The 26,650-nt window shown below is 69.6% G+C and carries 21 protein-coding genes and 2 tRNA genes; 6 read left to right on the top strand and 17 right to left on the bottom strand.

What is annotated here, in order from left to right; translation table 11 throughout:
- Window position 1 precedes the first annotated feature (1 nt).
- The gene (locus ACILRH_RS01525) at window positions 2-760 is read right to left on the bottom strand and encodes an SURF1 family protein (RefSeq protein ID WP_395690366.1); all 759 of its coding nucleotides are present in this window, start codon (window positions 758-760) and stop codon (window positions 2-4) included.
- A gap of 74 nt (window positions 761-834) precedes the next feature.
- Here ACILRH_RS01525 and ACILRH_RS01520 point away from each other — a divergent pair, with 74 nt between their 5' ends.
- The 3 genes from ACILRH_RS01520 to ACILRH_RS01510 are packed head-to-tail and all read left to right on the top strand — an operon-like array spanning window position 835 to window position 3,073.
- The gene (locus ACILRH_RS01520) at window positions 835-1,569 is read left to right on the top strand and encodes a FadR/GntR family transcriptional regulator (RefSeq protein WP_395690365.1); all 735 of its coding nucleotides are present in this window, start codon (window positions 835-837) and stop codon (window positions 1,567-1,569) included.
- Window positions 1,566-2,279, top strand: a complete 714-nt coding sequence (locus ACILRH_RS01515; RefSeq protein WP_395690364.1) for a sterol desaturase family protein — start codon at window positions 1,566-1,568, stop codon at window positions 2,277-2,279. The genes ACILRH_RS01520 and ACILRH_RS01515 overlap by 4 nt, the downstream gene beginning before the upstream one ends.
- 17 nt (window positions 2,280-2,296) lie before the next feature.
- Window positions 2,297-3,073: an MBL fold metallo-hydrolase gene (locus ACILRH_RS01510; protein WP_395690363.1), complete on the top strand. Its 777-nt coding sequence runs from the start codon at window positions 2,297-2,299 to the stop codon at window positions 3,071-3,073.
- Between the two features lie 3 nt (window positions 3,074-3,076).
- Here the strand turns inward: ACILRH_RS01510 and ACILRH_RS01505 are convergent, their stop codons facing one another.
- The 4 genes from ACILRH_RS01505 to ACILRH_RS01490 form a co-directional block, all read right to left on the bottom strand.
- A complete protein-coding gene (locus ACILRH_RS01505; protein ID WP_395690362.1) occupies window positions 3,077-3,289 on the bottom strand; it encodes a hypothetical protein in 213 nt (70 codons plus the stop codon).
- A gap of 249 nt (window positions 3,290-3,538) precedes the next feature.
- Window positions 3,539-4,996, bottom strand: a complete 1,458-nt coding sequence (locus ACILRH_RS01500) for a plasmid pRiA4b ORF-3 family protein (protein WP_395690361.1) — start codon at window positions 4,994-4,996, stop codon at window positions 3,539-3,541.
- Between the two features lie 72 nt (window positions 4,997-5,068).
- On the bottom strand, window positions 5,069-5,422 hold the full coding sequence (locus ACILRH_RS01495; protein ID WP_395690360.1) for a DUF86 domain-containing protein: 354 nt from the start codon (window positions 5,420-5,422) through the stop codon (window positions 5,069-5,071).
- The gene (locus ACILRH_RS01490) at window positions 5,419-5,862 is read right to left on the bottom strand and encodes a helix-turn-helix domain-containing protein (RefSeq protein WP_395690359.1); all 444 of its coding nucleotides are present in this window, start codon (window positions 5,860-5,862) and stop codon (window positions 5,419-5,421) included. The genes ACILRH_RS01495 and ACILRH_RS01490 overlap by 4 nt, the downstream gene beginning before the upstream one ends.
- Before the next feature lie 207 nt (window positions 5,863-6,069).
- On the opposite strand from ACILRH_RS01490, the gene ACILRH_RS01485 reads away from it, so the two are divergent.
- The 3 genes from ACILRH_RS01485 to ACILRH_RS01475 all read left to right on the top strand — a co-directional run bounded on the left by ACILRH_RS01485 (window position 6,070) and on the right by ACILRH_RS01475 (window position 11,323).
- On the top strand, window positions 6,070-9,162 hold the full coding sequence (locus tag ACILRH_RS01485; RefSeq protein ID WP_395690358.1) for a DUF3427 domain-containing protein: 3,093 nt from the start codon (window positions 6,070-6,072) through the stop codon (window positions 9,160-9,162).
- 1,152 nt (window positions 9,163-10,314) lie between these two features.
- The gene (locus ACILRH_RS01480; protein WP_395690357.1) at window positions 10,315-10,551 is read left to right on the top strand and encodes a helix-turn-helix domain-containing protein; all 237 of its coding nucleotides are present in this window, start codon (window positions 10,315-10,317) and stop codon (window positions 10,549-10,551) included.
- Between the two features lie 436 nt (window positions 10,552-10,987).
- Entirely contained in the window at window positions 10,988-11,323 is a 336-nt protein-coding gene (locus tag ACILRH_RS01475; RefSeq protein ID WP_395690356.1) for a hypothetical protein, read from the top strand.
- A gap of 1,131 nt (window positions 11,324-12,454) precedes the next feature.
- On the opposite strand, the gene ACILRH_RS01470 is transcribed toward ACILRH_RS01475, so the two are convergent.
- From ACILRH_RS01470 to gnd, 12 genes are all read right to left on the bottom strand, one after another.
- Complete coding sequence (locus tag ACILRH_RS01470) at window positions 12,455-14,032, bottom strand: hypothetical protein (RefSeq protein ID WP_395690355.1); 1,578 nt, start codon at window positions 14,030-14,032, stop codon at window positions 12,455-12,457.
- A 439-nt stretch (window positions 14,033-14,471) separates the two neighbouring features.
- Window positions 14,472-15,836 carry a tyrosine-type recombinase/integrase gene (locus ACILRH_RS01465; protein WP_395690354.1) on the bottom strand — a complete coding sequence of 455 codons (1,365 nt, stop codon included), beginning with the start codon at window positions 15,834-15,836 and terminating at the stop codon, window positions 14,472-14,474.
- 369 nt (window positions 15,837-16,205) lie between these two features.
- Window positions 16,206-17,624 carry a tyrosine-type recombinase/integrase gene (locus tag ACILRH_RS01460; protein WP_395690353.1) on the bottom strand — a complete coding sequence of 473 codons (1,419 nt, stop codon included), beginning with the start codon at window positions 17,622-17,624 and terminating at the stop codon, window positions 16,206-16,208.
- 140 nt (window positions 17,625-17,764) lie between these two features.
- Window positions 17,765-17,837, bottom strand: a tRNA-Ala gene (locus tag ACILRH_RS01455).
- A 57-nt stretch (window positions 17,838-17,894) separates the two neighbouring features.
- On the bottom strand, window positions 17,895-18,020 hold the full coding sequence (locus ACILRH_RS01450) for a DLW-39 family protein (RefSeq protein ID WP_395690352.1): 126 nt from the start codon (window positions 18,018-18,020) through the stop codon (window positions 17,895-17,897).
- Between the two features lie 58 nt (window positions 18,021-18,078).
- Window positions 18,079-18,152, bottom strand: a tRNA-Ile gene (locus ACILRH_RS01445).
- Window positions 18,153-18,223: 71 nt separating this feature from the next.
- Window positions 18,224-18,742, bottom strand: a complete 519-nt coding sequence (locus ACILRH_RS01440) for a DUF3566 domain-containing protein (protein ID WP_395690351.1) — start codon at window positions 18,740-18,742, stop codon at window positions 18,224-18,226.
- Window positions 18,742-21,363: a DNA gyrase subunit A gene (gyrA, locus tag ACILRH_RS01435; RefSeq protein ID WP_395691200.1), complete on the bottom strand. Its 2,622-nt coding sequence runs from the start codon at window positions 21,361-21,363 to the stop codon at window positions 18,742-18,744. Before gyrA ends, ACILRH_RS01440 begins: the two co-directional genes overlap by 1 nt.
- Window positions 21,364-21,501: 138 nt before the next feature.
- Window positions 21,502-23,610, bottom strand: coding sequence for a DNA topoisomerase (ATP-hydrolyzing) subunit B (gene gyrB / locus ACILRH_RS01430; RefSeq protein ID WP_395690350.1), 2,109 nt, complete (start codon window positions 23,608-23,610; stop codon window positions 21,502-21,504).
- 257 nt (window positions 23,611-23,867) lie between these two features.
- A complete protein-coding gene (locus tag ACILRH_RS01425; RefSeq protein ID WP_395690349.1) occupies window positions 23,868-24,413 on the bottom strand; it encodes a DUF721 domain-containing protein in 546 nt (181 codons plus the stop codon).
- Window positions 24,403-25,557, bottom strand: coding sequence for a DNA replication/repair protein RecF (gene recF / locus ACILRH_RS01420; RefSeq protein ID WP_395690348.1), 1,155 nt, complete (start codon window positions 25,555-25,557; stop codon window positions 24,403-24,405). Before recF ends, ACILRH_RS01425 begins: the two co-directional genes overlap by 11 nt.
- Window positions 25,558-25,584: 27 nt before the next feature.
- Window positions 25,585-26,487: a phosphogluconate dehydrogenase (NAD(+)-dependent, decarboxylating) gene (gene gnd / locus ACILRH_RS01415; RefSeq protein WP_395690347.1), complete on the bottom strand. Its 903-nt coding sequence runs from the start codon at window positions 26,485-26,487 to the stop codon at window positions 25,585-25,587.
- Window positions 26,488-26,650: the final 163 nt, after the last annotated feature.

Genomic DNA, 26,650 nt, shown 5'->3' with positions numbered 1-26,650 from the left:
CTCAGCCTACGGACGTGTCCTCCGCGGGGTCGTCGGCCCCCTGCTCCGCCTGCTCCTCCGGTGTCGGCTCGGTCACCCAGCGCCACCAGATGAACGCGGCGAACGCCCCGAAGAACCACCACTCGATCGCGTAGAGCAGGTTGCGGATGCTGGTCAGCGCGCCGACCTGCGGGAGCTGGGCCAGGGTCGCGGCCCGCAGGCCGGGCCCGGGCTGCTGCGCGACCCCGTAGCCGCCGTACAGGTCCTGGTCGACGTGCTGGACCAGGTCCGCGATCCGCAGCCGCGGGAGGACGTCGTCGGTGGGGTCGGGGTCCGGGTCGCCGGTCCCCTCGGGAGGCTGCAGCCACGCGTTGAGCTCGACCGGGCCGGTCGGTGGGGCCGGCGCGTCCGCGGGGTCCGCGACCCAGCCGCGGACCACCGGCAGCGCCGAGGACCCGGCGCCGCCGACCGCCACCGGCGTCACCACCCAGTAGCCGTCCACCCCGTCGCGCTCGCGACCGGAGACGTAGACCGTCCCGCCGGGCACCCAGGTGCCCGACACCACGACGGGCTGCCCGACCCGGCTCCCCGGGAACGGGTCGTCGGGCCCGATCACGCTCGCCAGCGGGACCGGCGTGCGGTCGGTGATGTTGGCCGCCTGCGCCTCGCGGTGCGCCTGCCAGGCGCCGAGCTGCCAGAGCCCCAGGGCGACGGCGGCGCCGACCGCCAGCAGCGCCAGCAGGTGCCCGCCCCAGTAGCGCGGGGCGAGCTTGCGGGGCACGCCCGCCAGCGTACGGCGCCAGCATCTGGTCTGACCACTTGACCACCGGTGGCGGACCTGCCTACCGTCCCGGCATGCCGTTGCAGCCCGTCACCCGCCGCTCCGTCCCCGACGAGGTCTTCGACCAGGTCCTGGGCGAGGTGGTCGACGGCGGCATCGGCGCCGGGGAGCCGCTGCCGAGTGAGCGCCGGCTCGCCGAGGTGCTCGGCGTGTCCCGGCCGGCGGTGCGCGAGGCGCTGCAGCGGATGGCCCAGACCCGGCTGCTCGAGGTCCGCCACGGCGGCACGACGACGGTGCGCGACTTCCGGCGGTACGCCGGCCTCGACCTGCTGCCGCGCCTGCTCGTGCGCCGCGGCGAGCTGGACCCGGCGGTCGCCCGCAGCGTGCTCGAGGCGCGGCTGGCCGTCGGCCCGGCGGTGGCGGCCCTGGCCGCGGAGCGCGGCGGACCGGCCATCGAGGCGGCGCTCACCACCACCGTCGACGCGCTCGCGGCGGCCCCCGACGGCGTGGAGCAGCAGGTGCAGGCGCTCGCCTTCTGGGATGTCGTGGTGGACGCGGCCGACTCGCTGGTCTTCCGGCTGATGTTCAACAGCCTGCGCGCGGCCTACGAGCCCGCGCTCGAGGCGCTCGCCCCCGTGATGGCCGAGGAGGTCGGGCAGGTCGGCGCCTACCGGGTGCTCACCGCGGCGATCGGGGCCGGCGACCCCGACACCGCGCGGGCCGCTGCCGACCGCGTGCTCCGGCCGGCCACGACCAGCATCCTGTCCGCCCTGGACGCCCTCACCACCCCCGCCTCGGAGGAGTCATGACCGACATCGACGAGCTCGCCGCCCGGCGGCTTGCTGCCGACGAGCAGCGCATCACCGGCTCCCGGCGCACCAACGTCTCGCTCGGTGCCGCCTGGCGGTCCTTCTGGCGCGCCCCCAGCCCCTGGATGATCTCGGCCTTCCTGGTCGCCGCGGTCACCGCACGCGTGCTGGCCGGGCCGGGCTCGTGGTGGGAGCTCGCGATCCCCGTCGGGCTGGTGGCGCTCTTCCCGCTCATCGAGTGGGTCATCCACGTCGTCATCCTGCACTGGCGGCCCCGCCGGCTCGGGCCGGTCGCGATCGACTCGCTGCTCGCCCGCAAGCACCGGGCCCACCACGCCGACCCGCGCGACATCCCGCTGGTGTTCATCCCGTGGCCGGCGCTGGTCTGGCTGCTGCCGTCGTACGTCGTGGTCGCGTGGCTGGTCACGCCGTCGAGCTCGAGCATGTTCACGCTGCTGGTGTCGGTCTACGGCATCAAGCTCGGCTACGAGTGGACCCACTACCTGGTGCACAGCGACTACCGGCCGCGGTCGCGGTGGTACCGCCACGTGTGGCGCAACCATCGGCTGCACCACTACAAGAACGAGCACTACTGGTTCACCGTGACGACCGCCGGGACCGCCGACCGGCTGCTCGGCACCTACCCGGACCCCGCGACGGTCGCGACCTCGCCCACGGTCCGGGCGTTGCACGCCCACGAGGGGCGCTGACCCGGCAGGATCGGCGCATGACGATCCGGCACCTCAACTGCGCCACCATGCGCCCGCTCGCGACCGCGCCGATGGTCGCGCACTGCCTCCTGGTGGAGCGGCCCGAGGGGCTGCTGCTGGTGGACACCGGCTTCGGTGCGGCGGACTGCGCCGACCCGAAGCGGCTCGGGCGGCCGTTCCGGTCGGTGGTGCGGCCGGTGCTCGACCCCGCGGAGACCGCCGTCGCGCAAGTGCGGGCGCTCGGCCACGAGCCGGCCGACGTCACCGACATCGCGCTCACCCACCTCGACCTCGACCACGTCGGCGGGCTGGCGGACTTCCCGCACGCGCGGGTGCACGTCTTCACCGACGAGCTCGAGGCGGCGCTGCACCCGACCGCCCGCGAGAAGGCCCGCTACCTCGAGGTGCAGCGCGCGCACGGGCCGCAGTGGGTGCGCCACGACGTGCCCGGCGACGCCTGGTTCGGCTTCGAGACGGTGACCGCCCTCGGCGATGACGTGCTGCTCGTCCCGCTCCAGGGCCACACCCGCGGGCACTGCGGCGTCGCCGTACGCCGTCCGGAGGGGGGCTGGCTGCTGCACGCCGGCGACTCCTACTTCCACGCCGGTGAGAAGCAGACCCCACCCACCCCGCCGGTGACCCTGCGGACCTTCCAGGTGGCGATGGCCGTGGACAACAAGCAGCGCGTCGCCAACCAGGAGCGCCTGCGCGAACTGCAGCGCGGGCACGCCGACGAGGTGACGATCTTCAGCGCCCACGACCCGAGCGAGTACGCCGCCCTCGCCGGCTCGTGAACCTCAGCTGCGCACGTAGTTGCCGGCGCGGTCCTTCACGACGTACGCCATGATCAGCGCGAGCGGGAAGAAGAACAGGCTCAGGATGAAGTAGCCGAAGAAGCTGTGGCCCTTCCGGCTCGCCACCCGCGCCGGCCAGAACGCGATGGCGATCCAGATGATCACGCCGATGATCCCCACGGTGAACCACCCGGCACTGCTCATGAGCACGTACATGCAGACCCCTCCGATCCTCGTGGCCCGCCCGGGATCGGCGCCGCTCGCTCGCCGCCAGCGTAGGGCCGAGGGCGCCCCCGCGTCCGTGGATCGCGTCCTGCGACTCGCGCCGCCGCGATGCGCAGCGGTGGACCAACTCGGGAACTCGAGATCGTGGTGCGCATCATCTCGGAGGGACGGCCCGGCGGGTGGTGGGACCGCGCGGCGCCCCCGCGTCGCTGACAGCCCGGCTGGCCAGCGGGTAGGCCCTCAGCGTCGGTGGACCGCAGAGCGAGCCGTGGCCGCGACCGCGAGATCGACCCCGCGGGTCTCGCCCCAGCGGGACCGGGTTGCGCCGGCCAGCAGGTGCAGAGCGTCGAGCGTCGGGCTGCTCGCCGACGGCGGCGCGTACCGGTCGTCCCCGCATCGCCAGCCGAGCGCGAACATCAGCTCGCTGATCTGGGTGCGCCACTGCTCCGCCGGCGCGCCACTGCCGACCACGGCGAGCGCCGACCAGCCGGCCTGACGCTCGGCGTCCCTGGTGCCGAGCGGGAGACGACTGACGATGTGCCGCCAGAGCGCCTGCGCGTCCTGGCAGCGGACCGCTGCCGCGGTCGGGCTCAGCCGGCCCTTGCGGACGCTGACCAGACCGAGAGCACGAGCCAGGTCGCGCACCTGGGCGACCGGTGGCGTCAGGTCCTCCCGGTTCGCCTTGCCGATCCACCACGCCGTGATGCCGCTGCGCTCGGCGATCTGCTCCACCACTGCTGGTGGGAGGTAACCCGCGCTGGTCAGCGTGACGCCGCTGCCGACGAGGTCGAGGAGGATCCGGAACGGCTCGGTCAGCCTCGCGGCCTCATCGTCGCTGACCTCGGTCGGGCCGTGGGAGAGTGGATGGGCGAGCACCTCGCGCAGCGACCAGTCGCCGCGACGTTCCAGCTCCTCGGCCAGCGCGGCCAACTCGCCCGTCACAGCGATCGGTTCGGCGACGACGATCGCCAGGGCAGCGTTCGCCTCCTCGATCTCGAAGTGGTCCGGGTCCCAGTCGACGGGGAGCCACGCATGGGCGTCCTCGGCGTCCTCGAACACCCCGGGCAGCTGCGTGGCGTCGTACCCGCTGCGAACCCATCCGGCGAGCTCCTCGTAGCCACCGAGGCCGCCGCAGTCCTCGGGTGGGCAGGCCATCCGGCCACCCGTGCAGCGCACCGTCCCCGGCGCCTCCGCGAGCACCTCCTCGACGACCAGGCGGTGATCCCAGCCGTCGCCGAAGTCGTACTCGTACCAGAGCTCGTCGCCCTTCGCGGCGACGAGCTGGTCGAGCCGCACGTCGTCCTCGAGCGTCCCGTCCTCTCCCTCCTCGATGTCGCCGCGCGTGACGAAGTAGGGCGAGTAGGGATCACGACCGGTGCGGAACCGGTGCAGGTGGCTGTCGTACCAGCCCATCGAGGCCTGGATCACGTCGTGCAGCCGCGGCAGGGTCAGATCGCCAGGCAGCTCGAGGCGACGCCACACCGGCGGCTTCGCGCCGTGCAGGTCGAGCCGCGCCCGGAAGCCGCGCACCTCGGCGGGCACCGGCAGCAGCGTCGGCGCCTCGTCGCGTCCCAGCATCTCGTCGATGCTGGTGAACTGCGCACCCATCAGCGCCTCGAGCAGAGCACGGACCTCCTGCGGATCGGCGTCCGCGACCAGTCGCCTCGCCAGGCGTTCGACATCCTTCGGATCAGGCACGGCGCTGAGTCAATCACTGCTCGAACGCGGCGGATGCCGGCATCCACCTGCCTGAGGGCTGGTGGGCGTCGCTCATGCCTGGATCTCGGGCAGGACGACCTCGGCGAGATATGCGCGCAGTGCTGGCACGTCGCGGGTCACGGTGCGCCAGACCCGGTGCGGCTCGAGGTCGTCGTACTGGTGGGCGGCGACGTTGCGCATCGCGACGATCTGACGCCACGGCTGGTCAGGGAACCGGGTGAGGACGCCCACCGGGATCCGGTTGACCGCCTCACCGATGCGGATCAAACCCATCTCAACTGCCCACTGGGTCCGGATGTCGCCCACGAACTCCTCGACGTCCATCCGCGTCAGCTCCGCGAGCACGTCGCACATGGCCACGGTGCGCTCCGCGGCATCGCGGGCCTTGGCCTGCGGATCGGTCACACCGGCACCGCTTCGCGTAGGACTTGTTCGCGGAGGGAGCCGCGCAGGGCGTCGACGCTCACGACGTCGACCTCGACCTGGAGGAGGTCGGAGAGCGCCAGGCGCAACCCGACCTCATCGAGAAGCGACGCCTCGTCGGTGAACTCGACGAGAAGGTCGACATCGGAACCGGCGGTGTCCTCGCCCCGCGCGATCGAGCCGAAGACGCGTGGTTCGAGCGCATGGTGTGCAGCGACCACGGCGCGGATCTCGTCCCGATGCTGTTCGAGGCGCAGCGACGGCGGTCCGGTCACGGCACGCCGGATGCGGCCGAGTACGTCGGCCGACGGGGCACGCCGCCCGTTCTCGTATGCCGACAGGTTCGGCTGCGGCACTCCCGCGGCACGCGCCAGCTGCGACTGGCTCAGGCCCGCCGCCACGCGTTCCGCACGGATGTCCACGCGATCAGGATAGCCAGGTGTTATCGCGGGCGATATGGAGCGCTGACAGGCGGGCCACGCAGTCCGGACACCGAGACGGTCCATGACAACCGGTGACGAATCGGTACTGGAATCCGGCGTTCTGCGTTTCGCGCTCTGGATGGTTCATGGGACTGAGACCCGGCCGGTCTGCGCTGTCGTGTCGGTCGGATGGGCAAAGCTGCACCCATGACGCTCGAGCCGATCGCATCTGGACTACACGAATCGCTCGTGACCACCGACCTGCAGAAGCGTCTAGCCACGGTGACGGGTCTCGAGGTCGCCACCGGGGAAGTCGACCCGGTCGATCTCCCTCACATCCTTGCCCGACACGTCTATGCCTCGGCACACCAAGCATTCGCCAGCCTCAATGCTGAGGACGCTGTGGTTCTCGCTAACCAGCTGATCGACGCAATGCAAGAAGTCGGCGCCGAGGTCACGACACCGGCTTCACAGCTGCTCCGGATCGCACCATCGCCCGGCCCCGGCCTCGTCACCTATCCGGACGTCCGCCCGCGCACGCCGCTGACCGAGGCCACGCTGATGACGAATGCGAAGTCCGAGCCGAGTCTCGGGCCGGAGCTGCGCACCGAGATCGACACCGCGGACCGCGTCGATCTCCTCTGCGCCTTCGTCCGCTGGGCAGGGTTGCGCCTCCTCGATCTCGAACTGCGCCGGCTACGCGAGCGAGGCGGCCGACTTCGGGTGATCACCACGACCTACACAGGGTCCACGGAGCGACGGGCCCTCGACCACCTGGTGCGTGAGTATGACGCCGAGGTCAGGGTGCAGTACGACGCTCAACGGACCCGCCTCCATGCCAAAGCCTGGATGTTCCACCGCAACACCGGATTCGACACCGCGTACGTCGGCTCCTCGAACCTCACCCACACCGCCATGCTCGAAGGCGTCGAGTGGAACGTCCGGCTCTCCCGGGTCGGCACGCCAGCGCTGTTGGAGAAGTTCAACGCCACGTTCGACACCTATTGGAACGACGCAGCATTCGAGACCTATCAGCCCGGACGGGACGCAGACCGGCTCGACAACGCTCTCGCCGAGGCGGGCGGACGCAGCCAGACCGATCGCGTCACACTCTCCCTGTCTGGACTCGCGGTCACCCCGTACTCCTACCAACAGGAGATGCTCGACGAGATCACGGCAGAGCGCAGCGTGCACGATCGCCACCGCAACCTCGTCGTCGCTGCAACCGGAACCGGCAAGACCGTCGTCGCCGCCCTCGACTACCGAGGACTCGCATCAGACCCGGCCCGACGGCCCTCGCTGCTCTTCGTCGCGCACCGTAAGGAGATCCTCACGCAGTCATTGCGCACCTATCGCGAGGTGTTGGCCGACGCGAACTTCGGCGAGCTCTACGTGGACGGAGCCTTCCCGAGCGACTGGAAGCACGTCTTCGCGAGCGTCCAGTCGCTGAGCTCATACGGCGTCGAGAACCTGCCGGCTGATGCCTTCGACATCGTCGTGATCGACGAGTTCCACCACGCAGCCGCCAAGACGTACCGGACGCTGCTCAACCATCTCGCACCGAGGGAACTGCTTGGCCTGACCGCGACCCCAGAGCGTGCCGACGGCATCAACGTGCGCGATGCATTCTTTGGGGGCCGGGTCGCCACCGAGCTCCGGCTCTGGGACGCACTCGGTGCCGAGCTGCTGTGCCCGTTCCACTACTTCGGCGTCGCGGACAATACCGACCTCAGCCGGCTCAGCTGGAAGCGCGGCACGTACGACGACGGCGAGCTGTCCAACCTCTTCACCGGCAACGACGCTCGCACTCGGATCATCCTCAAGCAGGTGCACGACAAGGTCCTCGACACAGGATCGATGCGGGCGCTCGGCTTCTGCGTGACGATCGAGCACGCGAAGTACATGGCAGCGGCGTTCAACGAGGCCGGCATCTCCGCCCGCGCCGTCGTCGGCAGCGACAAACCACACGAACGCGCCTCGGCCCTCATGGCTCTCCGCGACGGCAGCGTGAACGCGCTCTTCACCGTCGATCTGTTCAACGAGGGCCTCGACATCCCCAACGTCGACACGATCCTCTTCCTGCGGCCGACCGAGAGCGCCACCGTCTTCCTCCAGCAGCTCGGCCGCGGCCTTCGGCGTACCCCGGAGAAGTCGGTGCTCACCGTGCTCGACTTCGTCGGGCTCCAGCACAAGCGATTCCGCTGGGACCTCAAGCTCACCGCCCTCACCGGCCTGTCGCGCAGCAGGCTCGGCACCGCGATCGATGAAGAGTTCCCCTTCCTGCCCAGCGGCTGCCAGATCGTGATGGACAAGGAGACGCAGGCTGCCGTCCTGGCGAACCTCAAGACCCAGATCGGTAGCCGCTGGAGCGATCTGCTCACCGAGCTGCGCGGCATCGGCAACGTCGACCTGCGCGAGTATCTCGACGAATCCGGCGCCGCCCTCCCCGATCTCTTGAGGTCCGGACGCTCCTGGACCCGGCTCCGTCGGGAGGCTGGCTTCGAGACCCGGCCGGTAGGTCCCCGGGAGGACGAGCTCGTCAAGCGCGGACGGTCACTGATCCACGTCGACGACCGCCCGCGGGCGCGGAGCTACCAGTCGTTCCTCAACTCGGATATCGCGCCAACGGCCTGGACACCGGCCGAACGCCGCCTGGCCGAGATGCTCTTCTTCTCGCTCTGGCCCAATGGTGGCGGGTTCGCCAGCATCGAGGACGGAATCGAGGCCCTCCGGTCAAACGAGGTCGCCGCACATGAGCTGTCGACCCTCGTCGACATCGGGTTCGAGAACGCGCGACGCACGACTGTCGAGCTCTCCGGCGACCTTGCTGGCGTCCCGCTGCAGGTGCACGGCCGTTACCGACGAGAGGAGGTGCTCGCCGCGCTCGGCGACGCGAGCCTGGCGAAGCCCCCGATCAACTTCCGCGAAGGTGTGCTCTGGGTGCCCGACCTCAACACCGACGCGTTCTTCATCCAGCTGAAGAAGTCCGAGGCAGCCTTCTCACCGACCACCATGTATCGGGACTACCCGATCAGCCCGACGCTGTTCCACTGGGAGTCCCAGAGTCGCACGGCCGTCACCTCACCAACCGGCCAGCGGTACCTCAACGGCACCAGCACCGTCCTGCTGTTCGTTCGCGAGACGTCCGTCGACGAGTACGGCACCGGCGCCCCGTACCTGTTCCTCGGACCGGTCACCTACGTCAAGCACGAGGGCGAACGGCCGATCGCCATCACCTGGAAGTTGGAGGCCCCGATGCCGATCGACTTCTTCACCGCCGCCAAGGTCGTCGCCAGCTGATTTGACCGAGGCTCACACTCCTCGGGTTGCTTTCCCCCAGTCCCCCACAGCGGACGCGAGTAGGGGGATAGGCCGGAAATGAAGGATCACCGCAGGCTGACCTGCGGTTTCACGTGGTGGAGCCTAGGGGACTCGAACCCCTAACCCCCTGCTTGCAAAACTGACGACACTGATTGAGCGTAGTGCCTGGTCAGACCGAAATTCGCGATCTGACCAGCAAGGACGCTACCACCAGCAACGGCCCCCACTGGACAGTCGAGGACAGATCGTGCCCACCGGTTGGGCACGAAAGGGCACGCGCGGACGGTTCCGCGGTCAAGTCCCTCCGCCGACGGGCCAGCGCGGGACCGTGCGGGTCCGGCGTGTCCCATCCAGACGGTCGATGGTCCGCCGTACCTTCCAGAGGTGGGTCTTGGTAGTTCCGCCATCGAACACGCGCTGAAGGTCCAGCGCGATACCGCCCGCATGCTCGAAGCCATGCAGCCGACACTCGGCCTCATCGCCAGAGTGGAGCGCGAAACCGCGCGGGCCGAGCGTCTGTTGAAGGCGGTTGAGCCGACGATCGCCGCAGCGCACACGTCTGCGTCGTTAGTCGCAGCGACCCGAGAGCGCACTACTGCCGCCGGTGTCTCCCGAGGACGGGGCCTCCTGGCTTCGGGATCACGTAACGTCGGGGCTCTTCGAGCTGCAGCCCACAGCCTGCTTGCGTCCGCAGGTACCCGCACCGGCGATCGTTCCGACGAGGCGCGAGCGATCGCTGGCCAACTGCTCGCCGCCGCGGGCGCGCTCATGAGGGTGCTTCTTGCCCTGCGGCCTGTGGTCGCCGGTCGCCCTCCAGCGACGCCGCAGGCGTCTTGGGCAACGTCACGCAATAACTCCCCACCTAGGTGGGCTGCCCAAACCCTCCTTATCGCACCCAACGCGCCCAACGTTGCTTGGCACGGCGCTCAGGGCTGACGCCGCACCTTTCTCTCGCAGCACCACCGCGTGTTCGCCGGGGCTGGCATTTGACCCCCAGTCCGGCCGGAACGCCACGAGTAGGAAGTCCCGTAAGCGCCCGGGCGCGGTCCTTCGGCCGCGTCTCCTGAGTTCGTCGACCGTGCCAATCACAGGTCAACCGACTCGCTGCTCTGCTGCGACGCGAGTTCTCCGTTGACTGCGCCCGGGCCAAGGGACTGGAAAGCGTTTCCTTTGTCCTACAAGCGAACCCTTACTTTGGAGGATGCCGGCAAGCAGCTGGAAGTCTCAGCCAAGACCGTCCGCAGACTGATTGCCGCAGGTCACCTCCGCGGCACCTACATCGGTCGGCAAGTTCGAGTGCGGCCGGAGGACCTCGACGCCTATCTCGATTCCGCTTCGAGACCGCAGAGCCTCCGGAGTCTTCGGTGAATTCGACGACCCTCTGGATCTGGCCCCGCTGGCGACGACTCCACGGCGAGACCACGTGGCACCCGGTCGTGCGCGGAGAATGTCGTTCCGCTCCGCCTGGGTCTCACTGCACAATCGACTTGACCGAGATCCCAGCCGTTACTGCAACCCTGGTCGAACTCGTTCGTGGTGCGACCGACACAGCGGCGTCCGTGCACATTGTTGGCGGCGCTCGGCCCGCTGTTCGCGCGGTCCTCGTCGCTGAACTCGACGGGGAGTCGACGCTAGCGAGAGGCACGCGCGGTCGGCAGTGGTCCGGGTCGGACTCGGGCGGTCCCCCCTTCGTCGTTCGTGGTGATCAGCCGCAGCTGTATCGGCCTTCGATCACATGGGAGTCCGGTCTCGTCATGCTCGATCGAGACCTCCAGGATGAGTACGGCGACGCCGATGATGCGCTGTGAAGATCACGGAGAACGACGCCGTCGAGTACAGCGACGACGACGCCCGGTGGCCAACTGGAACTCGCGGGGTCCTGCTTCTGTCGACGCCCACGCAGCAGGGCACCCACGTCTCTGCAGGCACGCTTGCGCGGATTCGCGTCATAGTCTCGCGAGCTAGCTACGTCGCAGTGCTCGGCGGCACGACGTGCCTGCGGCGACGTGTCGCCGCAGTACTTCGACGTGATGGTCTTCAAGCCACGGCAGGGACGACCGGCCAGCCGTGTTTGACGGAGACTTGCGTCTCGTGCTCGACGTTCCCCCGCTTGGATGAGGGCGGCGAGGACGCGGGGTGAGCGGCAGACTGGTCGGCCTTGCGCTCGACAACGCGCCTGACGACCTGACACCAGGTGAGTTGATGGTTCTCGTCGCGGTTTCCGAGGATGCACGCGAAACCTCACGGCTGGCGTCCTACAGCGACGTCGAGAGCCTCGTTCGTCGCACACGTCTCGCGCCAGGAACCGTCCGAAACGCACTCTCCGAACTCTGTCGACGGGGACTGCTCATCCCTCAGCACCAAAACGTGCACCGTGGTGGGAGGCACCAGGAGTACGTCGTCACCCGCCTGGCGCCCCACCACCGTGGCGCAACGGGCAAACGTGTCATCGCCGAGTGACACGCACTGCTCACCCTGCCGTGACACGTTCGCCTGTGGATAACTCCCGAACGTGTCACCGAACGTGTCACCGAACGTGTCACCGTCCGCGTCACCACTGAGTGACACCGCTCCGTAACCCGTACTCCAGGGCTAACCCGAGTCCGTGGTTCCTGTATCTGTGCCACCTAGGGAGGCGACTGTGACCGCACGCTGCGGTCGAACGGTCTGCACTGCTAGTTGAGAAGCGCAGCTAAGGGCAGGGCGGAACGGTGTGACGGATACCTTCCGGCTGCGGGTCAACTCGATACCACTCCGGGCTGACCGACGCCCACCCTGCTGGAAGCCAGATGTCGGCAGGAAGCGCGCCTTTGCAAATCGCCGAGGTTTGCGCGCCCGGGCCGCGCACCTGGAGCTGACCTGAGTCGTGAGCAACCAACTGGCGACCCGGGCATCGCCGCCGTTCGGACGGGACCGGCCCGGGGGCGAGCCTGAAGGAGGCGATCAGGGCCCACGGTCGGGGTGCGCTCGCCCTCCGGGAGCAGGCCCCGTTCCCGCCGCCGACGTCGGCGCGCAGGCGACGAGGTCACCGAGCCCTGGAGCGTCGGACACATCGGGTCCCGGGCTGCGTATCCGGAACTGCCTTGCAGCCGGAGCACCGTCACTTCTCGGACGGCGCCGGACCGGAGGCCGCGCCTCGCTCATCTGGCTCGACGACCGAGGCCGGGCCGCGCTCGCCGATCTGGAAGGCGCACTTTTTCCCGCGTCCGAAGGCGGCGCGCAGGCATCACTGCCTCCCTCTCTCTCCCCAAGGTTGGCCGACCTGCTCCCGCTACTCGGTGCCTAGCAGCTCGTGCAACGACCAGCCCCCCGGGTCTCCCGCTGCGTCCAAGGCGGTTCGGGCCTGTGCTGCAAGGTCCAGCGGCTCGCGCCCGCTGACCTCGATGCCATGACAAAGCCGATCAAGCACACCACCCACCAACGGCCCAGCGGTGCGAATGGCAGCAGGCAACGCTACGGTCTGAGTCGATCCACCATGAAGAACGATGTTGCGCTGCCGGTAGAGGCGGCGGAATGCGCCTTGGATGTATCCCTCGACACGTCGGAGAGTCCGCCGGGGCGACTCGACCAGCCCGAGCATTCGCTGCCGACCAGCCTCCTCCTCCGCCTTGCTCAGAGGACCCAGGGCACCGCCTTCTAGCGCTCGGAGAACGATCGCGCAGCGCCTGGCGTTATCCTCCCCCGCGGTCTTCAGTCGATGCCGAACGGCTGAACTAACGCCGCTGTCTCGGGCGACCTGATAGCTCAAGGCAGTCAGCTCCGCACGCGGCCATGCTGCGGTGAGAATCCAAGCGGCCCGGTCCGCCGATACGGTCTTGCCGGTCCCTTCGTTCCAGTCGCTGCCCGCGGACAGGAGCGCTTCAATTGCCGCCCAAGACGACGTCGCTGCGATCGAGTCCGGTCCGGTCTTAAGGCTAGATGCGAGCGTCAGGGCGTCGTCAATCGCCTTTGACGAAGAGCCTGAGTAGAGGTGTCCAGTCCGGACCGGTGACATGACACTGATGTTGTCGGTGCGTCGCCCGAGCTCCATGATGTGCTTCGTCGTTGTGCAGAACCAGTGAGCCTGGTATCCGAGCTGACCGTCCGATCTAAGGAGCGTGGTTCGGCTAACGAGTCGCTGCAACTCGTCGTGAACCTGCAACGCAGCGGTGAACGGATCACGCGCCGACACGGCGAAGTGGAGCGAACCGCTCTGCTCGCGACGGGCCTTCCACTCGTGGGCGCGCAGAATGTCGTTCGTGGCGCGTGGATCCCGCCAACGCTCATGGGCTGCCATGATGCCCGGCTGTGGGACGTCCAGCAGCGGCACGATCCCTTCGAAGGTCTGCACGGGCTGGTCACAGAGCCTGGCAAGCCGCTCAACGATCTGATCGGTGTCCAACTCCTCACTGATCGCCTTCTTGACAGTGCGCCGGACGGAGTTTGGATGGAACCCGGAGTCGATGACGTGACCGACGATGAACCTAGATGCTCGTTCCACCTCCACAGGTGCACCAGCGGTCAGGGATGCGTGCCAGTTCTCGAGGTAGTGCTCGTCTGCGTGCTCGATGAGGACGTCGAGTCGCCTACGGCTCTGCGAGTCGAACGGGAAGTCAGACTTCAAGAGGCTGTCGAGTTGGCTCCGAATTGCGCCACTCGCGAGCCCCGCGTCTTGGCCAATTAGCGGTCTAAGGCTCTGCCTGTACCAAGCCACGGCACTGGTCGAGAGCACCCCTTCCCGTGCCCATCGAGTCGCCTCTGAAAGTTCGCGCAGACGCAGGATGCTGCTCGGTTCCCATGCACGGCGGCTCCACGGCGTCCACGGCGCAGCCTGTTCCAGCATGCGCTCCGGCAATCCGACGTCAGACACGCCGAGGAGAATACGTTTCGCCGTACGATGGTGCTATCGTCTGGAACACAACGCTTGGGACGGGGAGCCGTTCGCCGAAAGGTGAGCCGCTCCCCAATTCCCATTTCGGGCGCCGTCGCTGGCTCGTCTTGACCGCGGCCCGCCTCGTTTCCTCACTCTGGCATCGGGGTGGACCGATCCGGATTGCCTGAACGATCAGAGCAACCATTTGAGGTGCGGGGTAAAGGGCCACCTCATCTTCGAACCCGGGCCACCAACTCGCCGACACGGCCCGTCGATACCCACGAGACTCGACGCGCCCGCGGCCGCACCGTAACGAGACACGAGGATCTGATCTCGCTCCTGAGGCTCAATCATCGTGCGGCGGGCGCAGACGACACGCGCGCTTCCCGCGAATCTACTCTTGAGTGGTCGAGATACCTATCAGAAGGTTCGGCCGTCACAACTCCACGCCCTGGACGGCCGCTGCCAACGCCCCGTCCGGTACCGCCGCGTAGCGGGCGGTTGTCTCCGGCTTGCTGTGCCCGAGCAACTCCTGCACCGCTCGCAGGTCCCGCTGCGTCTGGTATGCCTGGGTGGCGAATCGGTGTCGGATCGTGTGCGCCGTCCAGCCCGGGCCCAACGATCTGCCGATCAACACCCCAAGCCACTTCGGGGTCAGGTGTCGGTCGCCATCACCGGCCGGGAAGAGCCAGCCGTCAGGGTCGGGCACGCTCAATCCCCAGCCGTTACCGAGGTCGGTCCCGGCGCGACGACGGTCGATCTCGGCGTGCAGCTCGGCCGCGAGGATCGGGTGCAGCGGCACCAGTCGCTCGTGCCCACCCTTGCCGCGAACCGTGAGTGCTCTCTCGCCAATGTCGCGGGTGTGCAGGCCCGCAACCTCGGCGCGTCGTAGTCCGGCGTACAGCGCCAGGTACAGCGCGAGCCGCACGCGGTCGTCGGCCCCATCGACGGCTGTCCGGAGTACGTCGGTGGGTGTCGGGCGGGGCAGGGCGCGTCGCTGCCGGATCGGGTCGAGGTCTGCTGCAGGGTCACTTCCAAGGTGACCGGCGCGAACCGCCCATGAGTAGAACGACCGGGCCGACGCCCGTTTGGTTCGCTTCGTGGCGGGGGACCAATCTGACCGCGAGAGCCAACGCGACAGGTCGCCCTCGGTGACCGTCCATGGATCGCTGTGCAGGCTCGCGAGGTTGGACAGGTGCTCGCGTCGAGTGCGGATGGTGGCCTCCGTTCGTGCCGCTCCTCGGAGCCAGGTCTGCCAGTCGGTCATTGGCTGCCGCCAGGCGGGCGGGAGCACGTCGCGGTCGGGGCCAGGTGCCTGCGGGGCTGTGACTGACACCCCGGCGAGCGGTGATTGTGCACAGAGCCCGGCCCGCACGGCCCACGCGTAGAACGCTCTCACGGCGACGACCACATGACGGCGGGTGTTCAGTGACCAAGCCTGCCGCTCGATCCACCGCGCGAGATCGTCGGCCGTCAGGGACCACGGCGAGCGGTCCACGTGGTCACCGGCAAGCCAACCAACCCGCTTTAGGTAGTTGGCGCGCTCGGTCTCCGAGACGAGGCCGCGCTGGTAGCGGCCGGTGGTGTTGGCCTGGGCACGTAGGTGCTCGGCCCACACGTTGACCGACAGGTGCCATGGGTTGCTGGGGTCGGCCGGGAGTCCGGGCCGGGAGTGGCCCACGCGGGTGCGCCGTCGACGACGCTCACGTCCAAGCGCGTCGCGATAGCGGTCCGGATCGCCCTCAACCAAGACGAGGCGGGGTGTGCTGTCGGTGGTCGGTGGTACGGCCTGCTCGGGCACCGCGTCACCCCTCGGCGATATCGACGGCAGCGGTGAGCATCGCTGCGAGGGCACGAGCGCCCCGCGGAGACAGGTATCCGGAGGCGTGCGGGAACTGGACCCGCACGAGGGTTGCGGACGCGTCGGCCCCGAGATCGGTCGGACCGGCCGCGGTGGCGGCACGCTCGTAGGTCTCTAGGGCAACGTGTGTCGGTCGCTCACCCATGCGTTGCCGGTGGACACGGAGCAACCCGCCCGGACGGGCCTCGAATCCGTGCCCCTCGGGCAGGGAGCACCATGCGGGGCATGGCAGCGACGTAGCAACGTCTCCGGTGTCGGGGTCGTCGGTCTCGGGCAAGAGTTGCCACTGCCAGAGGGAGCCGTCGTCGTTCATCGTGCACCCCCGACGGCTCGGAGCGGCACGACGTTGGTGTTCGGGTCGGCCAGGTCACTCAACCGCGCAGCGATGGCCCGGTCCCGCTCGGCGCTGTGGTGTTGGTAGATCATCGCGGCGGCGGCGGTGGAGTGTCCGAGTCGGTGTTGCAGCTCCGCCAGCGTGGCCCCAGCCTGCGCCGCCAGGGTGGCCCCCGTGTGCCGGAGGTCGTGCCACCGGAGGTCGGGGCGACCGATTGCCACTCGGGCGCGCCAGAACGGGGCCTTACGCACGTCACGCGGGACGATGCCGCCTGCCGGGTCAGTGAAGATCAGCGCGTCCGGCGCCTGGCCCGTGAAGCGAGTGAGGTGGTCGCGCAGCAACTCGATCACGTGCGGGGGCAGGTGCACGGTCCGCTTGCTGCTCTCGTTCTTGGTGTCGCCAAGCGTTGGGGCTGCGCCGGGCATGTAGGTGACCGCTCGCTCGACGCGGACGGTTCCTGCGGCAAGGTCGATGTGACGACGGGCCAGCCCGAACAGTTCACCGGCCCTCAGTCCTGACCATGCCGCCAGATGCACCGCTGCGGCGTAGCGCTCCGGCATTGCATCGGCCAGCGCGGCGATCTGCGCCGGGGTTGCGGGCGTGCGCTCCGTAGCTCGCACCTGACCGGCGCGGGGAAGTTGGCACGGGTTGGAGTCGAGTCGGCCATCCCGGACGGCTTGGGCGAGGAGCATCCGGAGCAAGCGGTATGCCTGTGCGACCTGCGCCCGGCCAGCGCCGCGCGGAGCCGTGCCCGGCTGCCCGTCCGAGGTCGTGGGCACCCCCGGCGATCCGGCCGCGCGCCACGCGTCGTGTACCCGCTGGGGGAGACGGCCGGTGTCTTTGACTGCGATCCCGTGCGCCGACGCCCAGAGCCGAGCCGCGTGACGTTGCTGCGCAGCCGCGCGTCGACGACCATCCTCGGCCCGTGCCGCGGCGTTGAGTGTGGCCGTATGGCTCGCGGCCGCGTGCCACTCCCGGACGCTTGCAACGGAGATCGAGCGGAGTTCGGCCGCTCCGAGGTCGATCACACGGCCCCGCGTGCGTCCGGGGCTCGTGGGGAGTGCGAGCGGGGTGGCGATCCATCCGGCCAGCACGTCGGCGTACAGGCGACGCGTCCGGGGAGCAAGGTCAGCGCGGGTGGACAGGTGGTCGCGTGCGTAGTCCGCCAGCGTGACGGCTCCGAGTTCTGGCGCTCGCCAGGTCCCGCGCACAACGTCGGCGCGGACGGTCGCTAGCCAGTCCTCGGCCTGTGTCTTGGTGGCGAAGGTCTGGGGGGCGGTGTGGCGGTTCAACTGCCGATCGGTATAGCGGGCCTGATAGCGGCCGGAGGGCAGGCGGCGAACGCTGCCGAACGACGCTCGGGTGCTCTTGCGCTGCTTTGTGCGTGCACTCATCGCGGGTGCTCCTGACGGGTCGGCACGCCATGTTTCAGGCGTGCATTGGGCACGTATGGGCACGACGCCCAACGTGTGCCGCCGTTTGACCCGTCGCGGCGGGTAGTGAATACCCTCGTTGACCAGCGGTTTTGCTTGCGTGGAGCCTAGGGGACTCGAACCCCTAACCCCCTGCTTGCAAAGCAGGTGCGCTACCAATTGCGCCAAGGCCCCCGGGCGCTGCGGGGAGCAGCGGGAGGTACGCCGGCACCGGCCGGCGCGGGAGGTGGGTCAGCCGCGGGCGACCGGGTCGGTGGCCTCGGCCCAGAGCGCCTGCTCCTTCTTGCCCTCGTCGAGCTTGCGCTTCACGACGACGGCGGCGCCGACGAGGAGGGCGAGGAACAGGATCTTCTTCATGGTGCACTCCCGTGGGTCGGGGCCGGGCGGCCGAGGGGGCGTTCCGCCCCCGGGTGAGTGGGCCTAACAGGACTTGAACCTGTGACCTCTTCCTTATCAGGGAAGCGCTCTAACCGTCTGAGCTATAGGCCCGTGAACCGGAGGGGACACTACCCCACCCCCGGAGAGGCGGACAAAACGGGTGGCCTGCCGAGGCGGCAGGCTCAGCGCTCGTCCTCCGACAGCGTCAGCTCGATGCCGCCGAGCAGCGCCGCTGCCATGTTGTAGAGGAACGCGCTGAGGGTCGCGACCGCCGTGATCAGCACGACGTCGACGACCGAGACCAGGATGGTGAAGCCCATCACGCGCGACATGCCGACGTAGGACTCGACGTCCCAGCCCTGCGCGTCCTGGCCGCCCACCACGTCCTGCACGGTCTGGTTGATCGAGTCCCAGACGCCGGCGGCGGCGAGTACCGACCAGATGATGAACACCGACACGACGGTCACGACCGCGAAGGCGACCGCGAGCAGGAACGCCGTCTTCATCACCGACCAGGGGTCGATGCGGGTCAGGCGGAGCCGGGCGCGCCGCGGGGGACGCTTGCCGCCGGTGGTCTTGGCGGTCGCCTTGGCCGGCTTCGGCTGGGCGTTCGCCCGGTGCTCGTCGGCCGCCCGCGAGAGCTTGGCGGAGATCCGCTCGCCCAGGGGCGCACGTACGGCGGTGTCCTGGCGGTCGGTCATCAGCCGTCACTTTCGTCGTCGGGATCGGGTGCGGTCACCTCGATTGTTGCATCCGTACCCTCGTCAGACGATTCCACGACCGGTTCGGTTGCCTCGGCGCCGGATTCGGGAGCGACCTCCTCCTCGACGCGGGCCTCCACCGACCGGGCGACCACGGCGACGGCGTCCCCGGACTTCGGGGTCACGAACTTCACGCCCATCGTGGAGCGGCCGGTGGGCCGGAAGTCGGCATTGATCGGGCTGCGCACGACCTGGCCGGCCTGGGTGATCGAGAGGATCTCGTCGCCCTCCTCGACGATGAACGCGCCGACGAGGTGGCCGCGCTCCTCGTTCTGCAGCGACATCGCCTTGATGCCGATGCCGCCGCGCGACTGCAGCCGGTACTCCGAGATCCGGGTGCGCTTGGCGAAGCCACCGTCGGTGACGGTGAAGACGTACTGCTCCTTGACGTCCGGCAGGTCACCGGCCGCGGTCGAGTCGCCGGCGGCCGCGGCGCGGGCCTCGGCCGCCTCCTCCGCGGCGACCTGCGCCGCACGGATGACCGACATCGACAGCAGGGAGTCGCCGGCACGGAACTTCATGCCCGAGACGCCCGACGTCGCCCGGCCCATCGGCCGCAGCTGGGTGTCGTCGGCGCGGAACCGGATCGCCTGCCCCTTGCGGGAGACCAGCAGGATGTCGTCGTCGGCGTTGACCAGCTCGGCGCCGATCAGCTCGTCGTCGTCCTCGCGGAAGTTGATGGCGATCACGCCGGCCTGGCGCGGGCTGTTGTAGTCGCCCAGTCGGGTCTTCTTCACCAGACCGTTGCGGGTGGCGAGCACGAGGTACGGAGCCTGCTCGTAGTCGCGGATCGCCAGCACCTGGGCGATGTTCTCGTCGGGCTGGAAGGACAACAGGCCCGCGACGTGGCCGCCCTTGGCGTCGCGCGACGCCTCCGGCAGGTTGTAGGCCTTGGTGCGGTAGACCCGTCCGGCGGTGGTGAAGAAGAGCAGCCAGTGGTGGTTGGTGGTGGCGATGAAGTGCTCCACCACGTCGTCGCCGCGCAGGGTCGCACCGCGCACACCCTTCCCGCCGCGCTTCTGCGTGCGGTACTGGTCGGCGCGGGTGCGCTTGGCGTAGCCGCCCCGGGTGATGGAGACGACGAGGTCCTCGTCGGGGATCAGGTCCTCCATCGACAGGTCACCGTCGGCCGCGATGATCTGGCTGCGCCGCTCGTTGCCGTACTTGTCGACGATCTCGCCGAGCTCGTCGGAGACGATCTGGCGCTGCCGGGCGACGTTGGCCAGGATGTCTTGGAGGTCGGCGATCCGCAGCTCGATCTCGGCCAGGTCGTCGATGATCTTCTGACGCTGCAGGGCGGCGAGCTGACGCAGCTGCATGTCGAGGATCGCGGTGGCCTGGAGCTCGTCGATCTCCAGCAGCGCGATCAGGCCCTCGCGCGCCTCGGCGACGTCCGGCGAGCGGCGGATCAGCGCGATGACCTCGTCGAGCATGTCGAGCGCCTTGACCAGGCCGCGCAGGATGTGGGCGCGCTCCTCGGCCTTGCGCAGCCGGAACTCCGTACGCCGGCGGATGACGTCGATCTGGTGGCTGACCCAGCTGCTGATGAACTGGTCGATCGACAGGGTGCGCGGGACGCCGTCGACGAGGGCGAGCATGTTCGCGCTGAAGTTGGTCTGCAGCTCGGTGTGCTTGAGCAGGTTGTTCAGGACGACGCGAGCGACCGCGTCGCGCTTGAGGACGACGACCAGCCGCTGCCCGGTGCGGTCGGAGGTGTCGTCGCGGACGTCGGCGATGCCCTGGACCTTGCCGGAGTCGGCGAGCTCGGCGATCTTCAGCGCGAGGTTGTCCGGGTTGACCATGTAGGGCAGCTCGGTGATCACCAGGCAGGTCCGGCCGCGGGCGTCCTCGTCGACCTCGATCACCGCGCGCTGGGTGATCGAGCCGCGACCGGTGCGGTAGGCCTGCTCGATGCCCTGGTGCCCGACGATGAGCGCACCGTTGGGGAAGTCCGGGCCCTTGATCCGCTCGATGAGCGCGTCCTGCAGCTCCTCGCGGGTGGCGTCGGGGTGCTCGAGCGCCCACCGGGCGCCGTCGGCGACCTCGCCGAGGTTGTGCGGCGGGATGTTGGTCGCCATGCCGACCGCGATGCCGGCCGAGCCGTTGACCAGCAGGTTCGGGAACCGCGACGGCAGCACGACCGGCTCCTCGGAGCGACCGTCGTAGTTCGGCTGGAAGTCGACGGTCTCCTCGTCGATGTCGCGGACCATCTCCATGGCCAGCGGCGCCATCCGGCACTCGGTGTACCGCATGGCGGCGGCCGAGTCGTTGCCCGGCGAGCCGAAGTTGCCCTGGCCCTGCACGAGCGGGGCGCGCATCACCCACGGCTGCGCGAGGCGCACCAGGGTGTCGTAGATCGCGGTGTCGCCGTGGGGGTGGTACTGACCCATCACGTCACCGACGACGCGCGAGCACTTGGAGAAGCCGCGGTCGGGACGGTAGCCGCCGTCGTACATCGCGTAGAGCACCCGGCGGTGGACCGGCTTGAGCCCGTCGCGGACGTCGGGCAGCGCGCGGCCGACGATGACGGCCATCGCGTAGTCGATGTAGGCGCGCTGCATCGAGGTCTGCAGCTCGACCGGCTCGATCCGGCCGCCGGGGCCGTCGGTCGGGGGAGGAGTGCCGCCGTCGGTCGGGGTCTCGGTCACTGGTGCTCTCTCTGATCGCTTCTACAGGTGTCTAGGAATCGTGCTAGAGACCTAGATATCGAGGAATCGGACGTCCTTGGCGTTGCGCTGGATGAACGAGCGCCGCTGCTCGACGTCCTCACCCATCAGGATCGAGAAGATCTCGTCCGCGTGGGCCGCGTCGTCGAGGGTGACCTGCAGCATCAGCCGCTGGTCGGGGTCCATCGTGGTCTCCCACAGCTCCTTGGCGTTCATCTCGCCGAGGCCCTTGTAGCGCTGGACCGGGTTCTCCTTGGGCAGCTTCTTGCCGGCCTCCTGGCCGGCGCGCAGCAGCGCGTCGCGCTCGGAGTCGGAGTAGACGAACTCGTGCTCGTGCGGCTTGTTCCAGCGCAGCCGGTAGAGCGGGGGCTGGGCCATGTAGACGTACCCGCCCTCGATCAGCGGCTTCATGAAGCGGAACAGCAGCGTGAGCAGGAGGGTGTTGATGTGGTGGCCGTCGACGTCGGCGTCGGCCATCAGCACGACCTTGTGGTAGCGCAGCTTGTCCAGGTCGAACTCCTCCTGGATCCCGGTGCCCAGGGCGGAGATGATCGACTGGACCTCCTGGTTGCCCAGGACCTTGTCGATGCGCGCCTTCTCGACGTTGAGGATCTTGCCGCGGATCGGCAGGATCGCCTGGATCCGCGGGTCCCGGCCCTGGCGGGCCGAGCCGCCCGCGGAGTCGCCCTCGACGATGAAGACCTCGCACTCGTTCGGGTTGGTCGACTGGCAGTCCGAGAGCTTGCCGGGCAGGCCGCCGCCCCCGAGCAGGCCCTTGCGCGAGCGGGCCAGGTCGCGCGCCTTGCGCGCGGCCATCCGCGCCTGCGCAGCGGCCTGGGCCTTGCGGATGATCTCGCGACCCTCGGCCGGGTTCTGCTCCAGCCACGCGCCGAGCTGGTCGTTGACCACGCGCTGCACGAAGCCCTTGGCCTCGGTGTTGCCGAGCTTGGTCTTGGTCTGGCCCTCGAACTGCGGCTCGCCGAGCTTGATCGAGATGATCGCCGTGAGGCCCTCGCGGATGTCGTCGCCCGACACCCGGTCCTCCTGCTTCTTCATCAGGCCCCACTCCGAGCCCCAGTTGTTGACCAGGGAGGTCAGCGCGGCGCGGAAGCCCTCCTCGTGGGTGCCGCCCTCGTGGGTGTTGATGGTGTTGGCGAAGGTGTGGACCGACTCGGTGAACGAGGTGTTCCACTGCATCGCGACCTCGAGGCTCATCTCGCGGTCGGCACCGGGGGCCGTCTCGGCCTCGAAGGAGATGATGGTCGGGTTCGCCGCCTGCTTCTTGCGGTTGATGTGCTCGACGTAGTCGACCAGGCCGCGGTCGTAGCGGAAGACCTGCTCGATGCCGCCGGTCTCCCCACGCTTGATGCTGTCGGGCCGGTTGGCGTCGACCTCGGCGGGCACCGTGTCGTCCTCGACGGCGTCGGCGAGCTCGTCGGCCTGCGGCCGCTCGTCGCGCACGACGATCTCGAGGCCCTTGTTCAAGAAGGCGTACTCGCGGATGCGCGAGGTGATCGTCTCCAGGGTGTACGTCGTGGTCTCGAAGATGTCGGGGGAGGCCCAGAACGTGATGGTGGTGCCGGTGCGCTCGCCCGGCTCCATCGCGCGGACCTCCTCGAGGTCGCCGTCGGGCACGCCGAGGGTGAAGGACTGGCGCCACAGGTGACCGCGGTTCTTGACCTCGGCGACCACGCGCGTGGACAGGGCGTTGACCACCGAGACGCCGACGCCGTGCAGACCACCGGAGACCTTGTAGCCACCGCCGCCGAACTTGCCACCGGCGTGCAGCACGGTCAGCGCGAGCGTCAGGGCGGGCAGCTCCTGGCCCGGCGCCGTGTCGGTCGGGATGCCGCGACCGTTGTCCTCGACCCGGATCCCGCCGTCGGCCAGGAGGGTCACGACGACCCGGTCGCAGTAGCCGGCCAGCGCCTCGTCGACCGCGTTGTCGACGATCTCCCACACCAGGTGGTGCAGGCCGCGCTCACCGGTCGAGCCGATGTACATGCCGGGGCGCTTGCGGACCGCCTCGAGCCCCTCGAGGACCTGGATGGCGGAGGCGTCGTAGTCGGCCTCGACCCGGTCGGTGCGAGCCGGCGGGGCGCTGGGGGCCTGGTCGGGCTCGACGGGGTTGACGTCGCTCACGCGCACCTCTTCTTCGGCTGTCCTTGCATGGAGACGGCCGCTCGCCCGGGGGCACAGCGGCCGACCTCCATGATAGCCCGTGGAGGGCCGTTATCCACGCGTCACCCACCGCCAGGGGGGCACCTGGGGACGAAAAGTGGCCCTGAGCGCCCCGTGAGCGCCGATCGAGGGCCCGCGCAGGGGGTCGGACAGGTCCCTGTACGTCGGCGGACGTCCCAGATGGTCCCTGGCGGTCCCAGCCGCCGGCGACCCGGCGGTCAGCCGTAGGTGTCGCGGGGGCCCCGCCCGTCGCGGACCGACCGCGGCCCCTTGGTCCAGCTCGGTCCGCGCGGGCCCTGCACGTCGATGACCGTGACCGTCCCGTGCCCGAGCTCCTCGTTCAGCCGCCGCACGACCGTGGGCGCGAGCAGCCGCAGCTGGGTCGCCCAGGCCGTCGAGTCGGTCCGCACCACGAGCCTGCCCTCCGCGAACGACTCGGGCGTGCAGTGCCGGGCGACCTCGGCACCGACCAGCTCCTCCCATCGTCCGAAGACGCCGTGCACCCTCAGGTCCAGCTCCCAGCCGTGGTCGTCGACGAGCCGGCCGAGGGTGACGTCGAGCAGCTGGGGGTCGCGGTCGTCGGGGTGCGAGCCGGTGACCCGACCCCGGGTGGGCGTGTCCCGGCGGCGCTGCTTGCGTCGGGCCGCCGGCGACGACCGCGCCGTCGCCCGGCTCAGTGCGCGCGCGAGGTCCAATCCGTCGTCGCGGTGCTCGGCCTCCTCGGCCTGCTCCGTGGCCGGGACCTCCGGCTCGTCACTGCTCACGGACGACCTCACCGTCAGCGACGGCGTACCTCACCCCGGCGAGCGCCTCCGGGACGTCGGCGGCCACGGCCGCGGTGACGAGCACCTGCTCGGCACCCGCCACCAGGTCGGCCAGCTGGGCCCGGCGCTCGGTGTCGAGCTCGGCGAACACGTCGTCGAGGATCAGGATCGGGTCGTCGCCGTCGGCGCGCAGCAGGTCGTACGACGCCAGCCGCAATGCCAGCGCGAACGACCACGACTCCCCGTGTGAGGCGTAGCCCTTCACCGGCAGCCGGTGGTCCTGCGGTCCGTGGCCGAGCGTGAGGAGCAGCTCGTCGCGGTGCGGGCCGACCAGTGAGACGCCCCGGTCGAGCTCGTCGCCGCGGCGCCGTTCCACCTCGGTGAGCAGCGCCTCGGTGAGGTCCTCGCGTCCGGTGCGCCCGCCGAGGTCGAAGGACGGGCGGTACTCGATGTCGGCGTCGTCGCGGGTCGCGCCGCGCGCGACGGTCTCGTACGCCTTGCCGACGTAGGGCCGCAGCGCGTCGACGAGCGCGAGCCGCTCCGCGAGCAGCTCGGCACCGGTGCGGGCCAGGTGCGCGTCCCAGACCCCGAGCGTCGACAGGGCGGACTCCTGCGAGGAGCTGCCGCGGCGGGCCGCGCCCGCGGTCTTGAGTAGGGAGTTGCGCTGGCGCAGCACCCGGTCGTAGTCGGCGCGGACCCCGGCCAGTCGTGGGGCGCGCAGGACGAGCAGGTCGTCGAGCAGCTTGCGCCGGTCGCTCGGGTCGCCCTTGACCAGGGTGAGGTCCTCCGGGGAGAAGACGACGGTGCGGACCAGGCCGACCAGCTCCCGGGCCCGGGGCAGCGGTGACCGGTTGACCCGCGCCCGGTTGGACTTGCCGGGGTTGAGCTCCACCTCCAGGACCGCCGTCCGCCCGTCGCGCACCACCGCGGCGCGCACCACCGCCCGGTCGGCACCCGCCCGCACCAGCGGCGCGTCGCCGGCGACCCGGTGGGAGGTGAGCCGGGACAGGTAGTCGACCGCCTCGACCAGGTTGGTCTTGCCCTGCCCGTTGCGACCGACGAACGCGGTGACCCCCGGCTCGAGCGCGACGTCGACCGACGCGTACGACCGGAAGTCGTGGAGGGTCAGGTGCGAGACGTACACGGCAGGCGGGGTGTGGGAGCGGCGCGGCTAGGGCGCGACGTCGCCGCCCTTCGGCGGCTCGGTGTGGACGGCGTGCCCGCCGAACTGGTTGCGCATCGCCGCGATCGCCTTCATCGCCGGGCTGTCGTCCTGCCGCGAGGCGAACCGCGCGAACAGCGAGGCCGCGATCACGTTCATCGGCACGGCGTTGTCGATCGCCGCCTCGACCGTCCAGCGGCCCTCACCGGAGTCGTCGGCGTAGCCGGCGATCTTGTCCAGGTGGGTGTCCTCCTGGATGGCCGCGACCAGGAGGTCGAGCAGCCAGGAGCGGATCACGGTGCCCGAGCGCCAGGAGTCGAAGACGTCGGTCACGTTGTCGACCAGGTCGACCTTCTCCAGCAGCTCCCAGCCCTCGGCGTAGGCCTGCATCACCGCGTACTCGATGCCGTTGTGGACCATCTTGGCGAAGTGACCGGCCCCGGCGGCCTGGCCGGCGTGGACGAAGCCGCCCTCCTCGGGCTTGAGGGCATCGAAGGCGGGCTGGACCTTGGCCACCTGCTCGTCGGCGCCACCGCACATCAGCGCGTAGCCGTTCTGCAGGCCCCAGACGCCGCCGGACACGCCGCAGTCGACGAAGCCGATGCCCTTCTCGGCGAGCATCGCGGCGTTCTGCTGGTCGTCGGTCCACTTGGAGTTGCCGCCGTCCACGACGAGGTCGCCCTCGCCCAGCAGGTCACCGAGCTGCCGGATGGTCTCGCGGGTGGGGTCACCGGCCGGCACCATCACCCACACGACCTTGGGCGTCGGCAGCCGCTCGACCATGGCGGCCAGGCTGTCGACGTCGGCGAGGTCGGGGTCGCGGTCGAAGCCCACCACCGTGTGCCCGGCGTTGCGCAGCCGGGTCCGCATGTTGCCGCCCATCTTGCCGAGACCTACCAGTCCGATGTCCATGTCACGACACTAGCGGGCAACGACGAAGTCGTGGCCCGCGTGTGTCGGGAGGTTGAGCAAGCGGGCGACCGAGCCTGCGAGGTCGCCACCGCGCGTCGAAACCCGCGGGGACCGGTCACCGGTCGGGTGCGGGGGTCTCGACAAGCTCGACCACCGGCCCGAC

This window comes from Nocardioides sp. (genome assembly GCF_044226765.1).
Lineage (GTDB): Bacteria > Actinomycetota > Actinomycetes > Propionibacteriales > Nocardioidaceae > Nocardioides.
The sequence above is the reverse complement of the archived record's forward strand: the minus strand, read 5'-3'. Positions and strand labels throughout refer to the sequence as shown.